12 protein-coding genes and 1 other RNA gene are annotated in these 11,510 nt (G+C 40.3%); 2 read left to right on the top strand and 11 right to left on the bottom strand.

The features are described 5' to 3' along the window. Window positions 1–72 precede the first annotated feature (72 nt). The gene (gene yppF / locus AC0VYV_RS12210) at window positions 73–279 is read left to right on the top strand and encodes a YppF family protein (protein WP_475365300.1); all 207 of its coding nucleotides are present in this window, start codon (window positions 73–75) and stop codon (window positions 277–279) included. Between the two features lie 96 nt (window positions 280–375). Here yppF and AC0VYV_RS12215 read toward each other — a convergent pair whose 3' ends face one another. Together AC0VYV_RS12215 and AC0VYV_RS12220 are read right to left on the bottom strand one after the other, a co-directional pair. Further along, window positions 376–651 carry a hypothetical protein gene (locus AC0VYV_RS12215; protein WP_283154157.1) on the bottom strand — a complete coding sequence of 92 codons (276 nt, stop codon included), beginning with the start codon at window positions 649–651 and terminating at the stop codon, window positions 376–378. 28 nt (window positions 652–679) lie between these two features. Further along, on the bottom strand, window positions 680–988 hold the full coding sequence (locus tag AC0VYV_RS12220; RefSeq protein ID WP_475365301.1) for a hypothetical protein: 309 nt from the start codon (window positions 986–988) through the stop codon (window positions 680–682). A gap of 122 nt (window positions 989–1,110) precedes the next feature. Between AC0VYV_RS12220 and AC0VYV_RS12225 the strand changes: the two genes are divergently transcribed. Beyond that, window positions 1,111–1,350 carry a hypothetical protein gene (locus tag AC0VYV_RS12225; protein WP_194221816.1) on the top strand — a complete coding sequence of 80 codons (240 nt, stop codon included), beginning with the start codon at window positions 1,111–1,113 and terminating at the stop codon, window positions 1,348–1,350. Between the two features lie 89 nt (window positions 1,351–1,439). On the opposite strand, the gene AC0VYV_RS12230 is transcribed toward AC0VYV_RS12225, so the two are convergent. The 9 genes from AC0VYV_RS12230 to AC0VYV_RS12270 all read right to left on the bottom strand — a co-directional run bounded on the left by AC0VYV_RS12230 (window position 1,440) and on the right by AC0VYV_RS12270 (window position 11,491). Next, window positions 1,440–2,582, bottom strand: coding sequence for a THUMP domain-containing class I SAM-dependent RNA methyltransferase (locus AC0VYV_RS12230; protein WP_194221817.1), 1,143 nt, complete (start codon window positions 2,580–2,582; stop codon window positions 1,440–1,442). Between the two features lie 208 nt (window positions 2,583–2,790). Beyond that, an RNA gene (rnpB, locus tag AC0VYV_RS12235) (RNase P RNA component class B) lies at window positions 2,791–3,186 on the bottom strand. A 147-nt stretch (window positions 3,187–3,333) separates the two neighbouring features. Beyond that, entirely contained in the window at window positions 3,334–3,654 is a 321-nt protein-coding gene (gene gpsB, locus AC0VYV_RS12240; protein WP_048309322.1) for a cell division regulator GpsB, read from the bottom strand. Window positions 3,655–3,744: 90 nt separating this feature from the next. Continuing rightward, complete coding sequence (locus tag AC0VYV_RS12245; RefSeq protein WP_475365303.1) at window positions 3,745–4,320, bottom strand: SLOG family protein; 576 nt, start codon at window positions 4,318–4,320, stop codon at window positions 3,745–3,747. 55 nt (window positions 4,321–4,375) lie between these two features. Beyond that, window positions 4,376–4,906: a CotD family spore coat protein gene (locus tag AC0VYV_RS12250; RefSeq protein WP_194221819.1), complete on the bottom strand. Its 531-nt coding sequence runs from the start codon at window positions 4,904–4,906 to the stop codon at window positions 4,376–4,378. A gap of 417 nt (window positions 4,907–5,323) precedes the next feature. Then, entirely contained in the window at window positions 5,324–6,046 is a 723-nt protein-coding gene (locus tag AC0VYV_RS12255) for a 3'-5' exonuclease (protein ID WP_475373860.1), read from the bottom strand. A 2-nt stretch (window positions 6,047–6,048) separates the two neighbouring features. Continuing rightward, window positions 6,049–7,953: a DUF294 nucleotidyltransferase-like domain-containing protein gene (locus tag AC0VYV_RS12260; RefSeq protein WP_194221821.1), complete on the bottom strand. Its 1,905-nt coding sequence runs from the start codon at window positions 7,951–7,953 to the stop codon at window positions 6,049–6,051. 15 nt (window positions 7,954–7,968) lie between these two features. After that, window positions 7,969–9,210 carry a ribonuclease H-like domain-containing protein gene (locus tag AC0VYV_RS12265; RefSeq protein WP_475373861.1) on the bottom strand — a complete coding sequence of 414 codons (1,242 nt, stop codon included), beginning with the start codon at window positions 9,208–9,210 and terminating at the stop codon, window positions 7,969–7,971. Further along, window positions 9,194–11,491 carry a DEAD/DEAH box helicase gene (locus AC0VYV_RS12270; protein ID WP_475373862.1) on the bottom strand — a complete coding sequence of 766 codons (2,298 nt, stop codon included), beginning with the start codon at window positions 11,489–11,491 and terminating at the stop codon, window positions 9,194–9,196. Before AC0VYV_RS12270 ends, AC0VYV_RS12265 begins: the two co-directional genes overlap by 17 nt. Window positions 11,492–11,510: the final 19 nt, after the last annotated feature.

Here is an 11,510-nt window from a genome sequence, read left to right on the forward strand (position 1 = left end):
TTCTAAAATAATGAATATAAACTTTCTCATGTTATCCTTTGGATAAGCTCAATAGTTCAAGGAGGGATTCAGATGTCATTGCAAAATCTGATAAACACATTTGATCAGGAAAAAGGAAGAAAGCCTGCTAGTGCAGACGAACTACTCGACTTTATCCAGGTGAATTATTTACAAGGTTCGATTTCTTTATATGAGTATCAAACCTATTTTAAAGAGCTCCACTCACAAGGCGCAAAGAAACCAGAGTACTTCACGCATGAAGAAATGAAAGCCTTTTAATCCCTCTTGTTCTATCCTACCATAAGTTACTAATGATACGTACATGAAAAGCCATGGGCAATGCTGCCCATGGCTTTTCTACATTTCCAAACTTCTTTATACAGCATTCATAATAATTGCAATCACCAGACCAATAAGGGCAATTGTTGCAATAATTGATAATATAGAAAGCGCTATAAAAATCCACCCAGCCACTTTACGTCCCGTTTTAAGTAGATAAATTCCAAGTGTAAGAAATGTAAATAGGAATCCTAATACTCCCCATAACCAGGGATTCTTATCATGCTTTGGGGCGTCCATTATTAGAAATATGGCGACTGCAATAGGTACAATAAGACCAATAAACTCGATTGTAAACCCTCCTTCCGTCATTCCCGACCCGGAAAGAATACACGATATTTTATGATTCGTCTATAATAATTTCTAATTTTTCTTTATTTATGTAAAAATGATTAAATAATCCATAAGCTACTATTTCTTTATCATTCCATAACTTTGTTCGATATACAGAAAACACGTACATATTCGTTCTAGTGGTATTTGCTTCAACATATGGAATGACAGCCAAATCGACGCCTATTTCCATAAGCGCATTTTGGTCTTTTTTAAGTTGATCCCCTACCCACCTACTATAATCAGTCTGATTAGGATTTGTATGAAACATTACGAACCCCAATACGACGATGATAATAGACATAGTTTTTTTCATTCATTTCACCCCTCCCTTGTTTCTTTAGCTCTTTTATACCATATACATATTATTCCGTTTAAATGTCTATTAGACGTGGGAACAAATAAGTACATCATAAGTTAAGGGGAGGAAAAATGAAAATGAGACAACATCGAATCAATACGCTAAAACCAGGTGAACACTATACCGCCAAAGAACTGGATAGCTTTGTATCAACGACGGATGTTCTTTTACTTTCAAGTAATGCTTCACAACTTTTTTCTGATCCGGAACGTGAGTATAAGGTGACCCATGAAGTGGAAGGTTTTTTTGAACATTCTTCTGATGAAGGTGAGAAGTACTTTCGGGATAAACGTGCTTATGTTGTTGAAAAAGTATAATGACCTGTTATAAAAGATAATTACTATCAAAAAATCCAAATTAAAACACCTCTCGTCACTAGAGAGGTGTTTTTTACAGTCTTATTATATTAATCTTTCTTTGGCGGTCTCGGTCCAAAGTATTGATAGTAATGCGTTTTGATATCACCATTGTAGAGTTTGCGGTTCTTTGTTGATCTCTTTCCATAAACTTCTTGGAAGCGAGGATGTGACGTTAGAATATAAACAGACCATGTATCAAGACGCTCACGGAAGGCTTTTCCCATCTTTCGATACATGTCTTCCACTTCTTCTCTTTCACCAAGACGCTCACCATACGGTGGGTTTCCGATGAGAGTACCATACTCAAACTTAGAGCTAACATCCGTAACTTGCATCTGCTTAAATTGAATCATATCTCCAAATCCAGCTTCAAGAGCATTATTCTTAGAAAGGTCGACCATTTTAGGGTCAAGGTCGCTACCAAAAATGTGAAGAGGTTGATCGTAATTTGCAAGGTCCTCCGCTTCAATCATAGCTTCTTCCCAGCGCTTCTTCCCGATCCACTCCCAATCTTCAGAAGCAAATTCTCGATTAAAACCGGGTGCGATGTTTTGGCCGATCATAGCTGCTTCAATTGGAAGGGTTCCTGATCCACAGAATGGATCCATGAATGGTTTATCTGCATTCCAATTTGTTAGCATCACCATTGCTGCTGCCATAGTTTCCTTAAGTGGAGCTGCACTATGGAGGTACCTGTACCCTCTACGGTGCAAGCCTTTGCCACTCGTATCAATTGTAAGAATAGCCGTATCCTTGTGAATCGCAACTTCGATTTTAAATAGTGGTCCATCTTCATCGAACCACGAAACGTTATATTTTTCCTTCATGCTCTCTACGATCGCTTTTTTGACAATCGCCTGGCAGTCCGGAACACTATATAATGTCGACTTTACAGATCGACCACTTACGGGAAACTCAGCATTTTCGGGTAGTAAATCTCCCCACGGGAGTGCTTTCGTTGCTTCGAAAAGCTCATCAAATGTCGTTACTTTGAATTCCCCGACTTTAAGCTTAACCCTGTCAGCTGTTCTTAACCAGTAGTTCGATCGACAGATTCCAATTTCATCACTTTCATAAGTGACTTTTCCGTTATCGACACGTACATTTTCAAAACCAAGATCCTTTACTTCACGAGCAACCAATGATTCGAGCCCCATGGTGGCCGTTGCAATTAGTTCCATTTTCGCCATTTTACCCACTCCAATCTTTTGCTCTTTTATGTAACGTAGGTTTACCCTATTATCATACAAAAATAAATAGTTTCATGTTAGACCTATTTCGCGTGGAGGAGAGAATGTATTCTTTTAAGTCTTTTTATTATGCTTTCCAATCCATGCGCATTCATAGCCTTAACGTACAAAAAAGCCCCTTAAGGGCTTTTCATCAAAGATGATAACGTTCTGTAAGCCATGTTCTGTTCCATCGTACTGCGAACGGGTCTCCCCTCGTACTCAGGTGGTAATCATCTATCTCCAGACGCGTCCTCACCGCCTGGCTTTCTCTCCGTTCAATTCCTTCAAGAAAGCTCCCCTACCATAATTTGGGTTTCTCGCTCGTGGGGTTTACCTCGTTCCACTCTTAATGTTTCCATTAAGACTTCGTCACTGTGGCACTTTCAGAGTATTCGGGCCTTATCCGTGAAGAACTTAGGCCGTTTCCCCGCCGTTAGCCCAATTGGACTACCCTGACTTATTGTTTCATCAGGCACGAACACTACGATCATCTCAGATCGTGCGAGCATGGACTTTCCTCTACATGCCACTTAATTGCGACATACAGCGACTACCCGAACGTTATCATTGTTAGGACAGCAAAAGCAATTATATCTTATATTCTACAATGATGCAAGGTTGCTTAAAGAATTGTTATGTTTATTTATATTAGTATAGTACGGTAATTGAAATTTTTATAACTGTAAAAAATAAACCGCCGTTTGGTGGTTTATTCGTACAACTTACTACCGAAAACGTGTTTCTCTAGGTTTGATAGTCGTTTTAGGATATCATAATTGGTATTTCCAGGCTGCGTTTGAGAACGCGTCTGCTGTCTCTTTTGTTGCTCAGACATACGATCCATCTCTCTTCTAAGACGCGTATTTTCTTGTCTCAGCTGTTCAATGTCATTTTCAAAACGCTCATAATCTTTAATTACTACGTCCAAAAACTTGTCGACATCATCCTGATCATAACCGCGAAATCCGCTTTTAAAATCTTTTTCAAGAATATCTTTAGCTGTTAATTGAGTCGGTTGTTGCTCTGCCATTTTATCACCTCTGTATGTATGCAGTTATTGTCTTTATTTTATTCTTCCAAAAGAGCTTCCTCTTGTCAATCGGAATCTCTTCTATTCTCCTTATTGACTGTAGAAATCGGGATTACTTTCACGTAAATCCTGCTCTAATAAATCAAGGTCAATAGGTGTGATGGTAAAAACTTCGTAACCTTCATCCGTTCTCTGTCTGTTCTTTGCTTCTTTCAAGTAATAATCAGGAGAACCAGGCGTATCTTCGTCATATAATACGAGCATAGCATGACTCTTACGAACGAGAAATTCATTCTTTGCTTTCAATTGCCCTGGATTTTCGTAAGGTCGACTTGTGATTGATTCAACAAAGTCAGCTTCTCCCATGATCATTTGATAGTATTCTTGAGTAGGCTCTTTCCATTTACTTTCTTGGTCTAGGAATGGCGTTAAAACGGCTAGCTTTAAATCGGGATACATTTCTCTTAAATCAAGTGCAACTTCAGCAGCCCAGAGCTCAACACCAGTTTGCCCACTGATTAGTATCCACTCAAAATCTCTCTCTTCGATAAGCTGAGACATGCGACTCTGAAGGGCTGCCTTTATAATTGGAAGTCCAGGATGATCGTCGTTAAATATTCCTAGTTCGTGTGCCTTATAGCCAGTAACAAGTAAAACGTTTGCCACTTAGACACCTCCTATGTAAAAACGAACTGGAAGACCAGTTCGTTTCATTATTTCGTTATTTTCTTCTCTTTTGAGCAGGACTTACTTGACCTGGCATACCATTGCCATTTGGTCCTTGCATAGCTCCTGCTACTTGGGAAGGATTAGTAGGTGCGTATCCAGCCGGCATTGCGCCTGTCGGGCGTGGTGGCGGATAATTGTTCATGTGTGAAGCTAGCACTTCCTCTGACTCTGTTAAAGGATAACTATGATTGTGCTCATACATGTGATGATGGACGTTTTTAATATGCGTAGGATGAATATGATCTACGTTGTGCTTATAATAGTGATTTTTGACACAACATTTTGTCGGATATACAACAGGACTTGTCGGACATGGACCTCCAGGACCTTGCATTGCTGGACTTACCTGACCTGGCATGCCGCCTTTCATGGCCGGACTCACCTGGTTTGGCATATTCGCATTTGGACCCTGCATTGCTGGACTTACTTGATTTGGCATATTCGCATTAGGCCCCTGCATTGCTGGACTTACCTGATTTGGCATATTCCCATTCGGGCCCATGCGATGATGTCTATGAAACATAGTGTAGGTTCCCCCTTCTTAAATTGGTGAATTCCCTACTAGCCTATGTTGATCACGATGTACATGTACTGTGTATTCGTCCTTATTTCCTCAATACAAACGCAATTTCCACGCCTATTTTTGTACGACTACTTCATTGTCACTATAAATCTGGGCCGACTCACTAATTTGACTCATAACGACCACTGTTAACGCAATTACCATAAAAAACATTACCATAATGACCTGCTTCAATTACCATCTCTCCATTACATCAAATCTGAATCCTTTTCTTAAAAAAACAGAAACTTCAATATACTACTCAAAGTTACAACAAGAGACGACAATTGTAAACGGTGTTTCTACATGTTTTCTAAAAGAAATCGTCGAATATCATCTCTTTGTGCGCTTGCCCGGGGAATAATTAGGAAAATGAAGCTATTTCCTACCAAATACGAGATTATCTCTAGCAATTCGCAGTCTTATTTCTTGTTCATGACCGTCCTTCATGTCCAATTTGTGAAACATTTTCAAACAAAGCTCCGCTGTCATTCTTGCGTCGTTTAGGGCATGATGACGTTCATGACGTTCAATATTTAATTTCCTTATCAACGAATCAAGCTGCGGATTACTGCGAGGAAATAATTCCTTCGCCAGTGCTTCCGAATCCAAATAAGGTGGTAAATAATCTGGCAACCCCCATTTTTGAACGAGTGTTTGTAGAAAATAAACATCAAATTTAACTGGATGAGCAATAAGGGTCGTCCCTTTACTAAACGCCATAAATTCTTCAAATGCTTCAATAAATGTCCATCCCGCTCTTATTTCATCAATGGATAGACCCGTTAGATGTCTAACAACTCGCGGTACTTTATGAATAGGGCGAACAATTCGATAGAAAGTTTCCTCGAGAATCCTTCCTTCAACAAGATCGATTTTAACCGCACCGATCGAAATAACTTCATCTCCGATAGCTGGATAAAAACCCGTCGTTTCGAGATCGTAAACGGTAAAATATCGACTGCTTGATTCTTGATATAATAACAGAGACTCCTGTAAGCGATCATAAACTGGTAAATCCTTGTCCCTTTTGATCTTTTTCTGCCATTTCATACGATCATATAGATAATAGCGCAATAATTTCAAACCTATGGACGACATTGTTAAATACTCCGATTCCTTCGAAAGCTTAATTCACTTACCTGCTGCATCCGTTTTGCTACAAGCAATGCTTCCCTCATTTTCCTTCTCTCTTCTTTTTCCCATTCGATTGGCCTTACTTGATTCGAAATCTCTACCCCTTTTTCTAGTTGATAAAGGTTTTGCCTAACACGGAACGTATAAAGGTAATGAAGAGATGTTTCGATATTGATCACATCACGATGATGAAAAATTTCTTTTTTCTTTAACTCATGAAGCCTTTTGATTGTATTAACTTCTTCCACTCCATATTTCATTGCAAAAATTCGAATACCGTTCACGATTTGCATAATAGCAGCTTTTTTCAAATCAAGCGTTTTTTCTTTCCCACGAAGTTGAAGCTTTCCAAGAGGATTTAACGGCACGCGAAAACGAATCGTATCCTTCATTAACAGCATTTGAAGCGTTTGAGCTTTCTTAATTCGCGCAGTAATGCGACTTCTTAATGTTCGTGCGAGATCAAAATCTCCGTAAACAGGACGAAAATCCATAAAAATTGTAAAATTCCGGATCTCTTCAGCATCTGTTTCAGTAATCCAACGATTTACTTCTGTTTGCCAATTAGAAAGAGAGCGTCTCCATTTCTCATTTTTCGCCATTATGCCACCCTCACACTCAGGGAGACCACATGTCGTAAGCATCGTATTGATTTTCTTTGCAAATATCGAGAAATACGTTTCAATTTCCTGTTTATGCTCGAGGTGTTCATAATCATCAATAATAAGTCCGTTGTCTTGATCTGTACTAAAAGCCTGTTCTTTGCGCCCTTCGCTCCCCATAACGATGAAGCAAAAGTTCACTGGCGCCCGTCCATATCCCTCACTGATCATTTCCTTCTCTGCAAGTAAAATAATGCGTCGATGCATTTCATCATTATAATTGGACATCATCTCACATATTTCATAACCCAACGTATTTGCGTCAAGTAACTCTTGAATAAATGAGCGGAATTCTTCATGTATTGGTGGTGAAAGATTCATTATTTCATTAAGCTCTTTAGCTCGTGATAGTCGATAAGACAGATCTAAATAGGCCGATTCCTGAATCCCTAAGAAAGATTTGGCTGAAACCATACCGACAATACGATCTCGCTTTACAACAGGTAGCAAAGAGACTTTGTGAAATTTTAAGTACGCCAATGCTTCATAACTAAAGGCATCCTCTTCTACCATATTAGGTTTTTGATACATCCACTTATGAATAGGATCTTGAAATTGTCCCATTGTAAGTGCATTTATGACCTCTAGCGGTGTTATTGTACCAAGAACACTTTCACGATCTTCACTTACTATCACACCGTCATAATTTTTCGTTCGAAAGAGCTCAGCTGTTTCTAATACCGTATAAGTTGGTGGGATCGTCACCTTCGTATCCATAATCGCGCTCACTCGTGTTCTATACAAGGCAATGTTTTCACCATCGGCCTCCCGATCTCGCTCTTGCTTAATTTCATCATAGAGGCTTCTCATACGTTCACCAATGGTATCGAGAACATTATGTGAAAAGGCAGGGTTTTCTGTCATGATCTTTAGCATGACTTCTTTTTTGATTCGAATCACCTGGCAATCTTCATTAGCTTGAACAGAAAACGTCATAGACGCATCTGTAAGCATAATCATGAGCCCAACTAGATCTCCGGGATAGTAGAAACGCATTGTCGTTTGTTGCCCATTCGCTTTGTGTACGATGTTTTTAGCAATACCTGAGACGAGGAGATAAAGCGTATTCGTATCTTCATCTTCGTGATATAAAAATTCACCCTTCTGATAAGTTGCGAAATGTGCTGATTCCATTAGACTTTCGATTTCAGCATCGCTCAAAGAATGAAATGGTTCCTTTTTCTTCAACACTTCATAGAAATCCTGCATAACAACCTCCTATCGTTAGCGAGCTGCTTTTTGCTCAATTCTCTCGATTCGCTTCATATATTGCAGCCGCTCGTTCTCTTCTTTATCTTTAAGAATCCGTTTCTTCTCTTTCCACTTTTCGTATGCAGACAGAGCATAGTGAAGGGCTTTCTCATAGTCTTTCGCTTTATGCTCATAATATTTAGCTAATTCAATGTCGCACTCTTCATCATTTGTGGATTGTGATAGCGTCAGCCAAATCTCAATGGCTTCTTGAACGTTATCCTGCTTCTTATATATCCGTGCAAGCGCCTTTTTTGCATCCTGTTCATGACGACCAGTTGTCTTTTCATATAGTAAAGCCGCATGATCCTCTTCACCAACAGCTTCCCACCATCGAGCAGACTGGTATTGTTCACCAGCTGTTAAGGACTTTCCTTCCACATCAAGAAGGAGATTAGACAAACGAGTATATAGCATGATTAAAGATAAGATATCTTCTTCATTGTGTTTCATCACGCCTGCGATCAGCTCTGGATCTGGATCTTTTACAAACTCGAAATAAAGCATAGGAGCTAAATAGCCTGGAATATCTTCTTCCCGTTCAAAACCTAGCTGCTGTTCTTCTACGTTCGCGAGTCTAACAGACTCCATATCATTTTTCCAGAATCGCCTCGCTCCGTGCAACAGATCGAAATGACCAAATTGCGGTAACTTAGGGACTTGTTCACGAATAAGCGTATGACGTGTTTTCACCTGTGGCCAATCAAACGCTTTGCCATTGTAGGTAACTAGGTTCTTCAATTCTTTTACATCTTCTAAAAAAGCTTGATACATCGGAACTTCTGCACCTGGGCCAGGCAAGAAATACTGATTTACAGAAATTCCTTCTTCTGTATACTGGCTATATCCAAGTAGAAAGATAGTATTTCCAACCCCACCTCCCAAGCCAGTTGTTTCTGTATCAAAAAACAATAAATCGGATGGCTGAAGGTGTTTTGAGGAGAGTGGATGTGCACGATAGTGACGATTCCAGCGTTCGACAACTTGCTCAAGTTCTTGGAAAGTGTAACGTCCATGCTGATAGGAAGTTGGATACTGTTTTTTTCTCACTAGCGCATATTCTCCGTCAAAGAAAAACGGGTGAGCATCTAAATCACGCCACTTGTTCAAATGAGGCACTTCGTGAATCGGCTGCTCTACTTTCGCTTCCACTGCTTCTCCTTCGTTCAAGTTCATATGCTTTTTCATTCGATTTAATTTAGCTTTCAGTGACATCAGAATGTTCACCTCTTAAATATTCAAGTAAATAAATGGCTGTTTGCTTACTATTTTCACCCGTTTCACCGGAAACGCCCACACATGAAGGACAGCCACTTTCACATTCACAATTAACAACAATGGATTCGGCTTCTTTTAATATAACCCCTAGCTCTTTGTAAACTCGCTCCGATAGCCCAATGCCACCAGGGTAGCGATCATAGAAGAAAACGGTAGGCTTGTTTGAATGGACAGCTTTGATTTGTGGTGTCACATGGAGATCCGATACATCGCACATGACAAACAGCGGAGCAACGTTACGAAGAACGTTACCAAGTCCTAACAATCCTTCCTCTAAGCGATTTTCTCCCATTGTTTGAACGAAGCTTTCAGGAAAGTCAAACCAGCAAGCATTCGTGTGAAGCTCTTCCTCGGGTAAGTGAATCGGACCTGATCCAATATTTTCGTGAGTTTCAAATTTAATTTTCTTAAAAATAGTTGCCATAGCATTTACCATAACTTCTCCATACGTTGCGGTTGTGTGTGGGAGCGGTTCATGCTTGTCTTCTTCTAGAACCTTCAGTTGAACAGCAAGATTAGCATCCGTATAGTAATCCACATCAACTTCCCTTACCCAAGCTTTTTTCTCGTCATAGTCAAGAAGCTCCACTTGATATTGCACACCCTGGTGAAGGTAAATCGCTTCTTCATGAAGAAGCGTCATGGCACTAAATCTGTCCATTTCTCCAATGACTTTTACATTAGCAGCCGTTGTTTGATCAATAATAACGACATTTTCCTGCGAAGCAGAACGAAGGCTTACGTTGTGAGCCGGGAATGCATCGTTCATCCAGAACCAGCGATTTGCCCGATGATGAAGCAGCTGTTCGTCTGTTAAAAACTCAAGAACATCCTCGATGTCTTCCCCACCAAACGTATCCCCTTGTTGAAATGGAAGCTCATACGCTGCACATTTAACATGATCTACAAGAATAATTAAGTTATTGGGATTCACTCGCGCCTCTTCTGGGTTCCGTTCAAAAAAGTAATCCGGATGTGTAATCATATATTGATCAAGCGGACTAGAGCTAGCGACAACAAATACAACAGACTCATCTTGACGGCGACCTGCACGTCCAGCCTGCTGCCACGTGCTCGCAATGGTGCCTGGATAGCCTGTCAGCACGCACGCTTGAAGCTGTCCAATGTCCACACCAAGTTCGAGGGCGTTCGTGCTTACCACGCCTTTAATGTCTCCATTTCGAAGTCCTCTTTCAATTTCCCTTCGCTGCTTCGGTAAATAACCACCCCGATATCCCATAATGGAACGCGGTCCTAATTCACGCTGTTCTAGCTGCTGTAAGTATGTGAGAAGGATCTCAACCCGAACACGACTACGCGCGAAAACAATTGTTTGAATGTTGTTTTTTAATAGTTCCGCCGCTAAGTTTCGTGCTTCAAGCGTAGCCGATCGTCTAATGTTCAAGGCTTGATTTACAACAGGGGGATTATAAAGAACAAAATGCTTTCGTCCAGTAGGAGCCCCATTGTTATTAATTAACGTAATTCCTTCACCAGTAAGCTCCTCTGCAAGCTCTTTTGGATTCGCAATCGTAGCCGAAGTACAAATAAATATGGGATTACTTCCGTAGAATTGACAAATCCTTTTCAATCTTCGAATCACATTGGCTACGTGACTCCCGAAAACACCACGATACGTATGTAGCTCATCGATGACAATCACTTTAAGGTTCTCAAAAAGAGAAACCCACTTCGTATGGTGTGGGAGAATAGCAGAATGCAGCATATCTGGATTCGTCATCACAATGTGCCCTGCTTTTCGAACGATTTGTCTAATGGTTGGAGAAGTGTCCCCATCATACGTATACCCTTTTAAATCCACTTCCATTTCATCAATCAATTCATTTATTTCACTTTTTTGATCTTGCGCAAGGGCTTTTGTTGGAAATAAATACAGTGCCCGACTTGACGGATCCTTCAAGATCGTATCCAAAACAGGCAAGTTATAGCACAAAGTTTTCCCAGAGGCGGTTGGTGTAACAGCGACAAAACTGTTCCCCTTTGAAGCTTCTTCATATGCTGTAGCCTGATGAGTATATAGCTGTTGCACTCCTCTATCTTCAAGTGCTTTCTTTAACTCAGGCTGCAATTCTGCAGGATATGGCGCTGTTTTAGCTTCTTTCGGTTCAATCGTTTTCCAATTAACAATATTGGATCGATACTTTTCCTCCTGCTGAAACATCTCCAGTAGCTGGGGCAGTTTCTTTTTTCTTTCCATCCGATCACCTCAAAAATTA

The sequence above is a fragment of the Anaerobacillus sp. QJM3NY_17 genome (assembly GCF_056173665.1).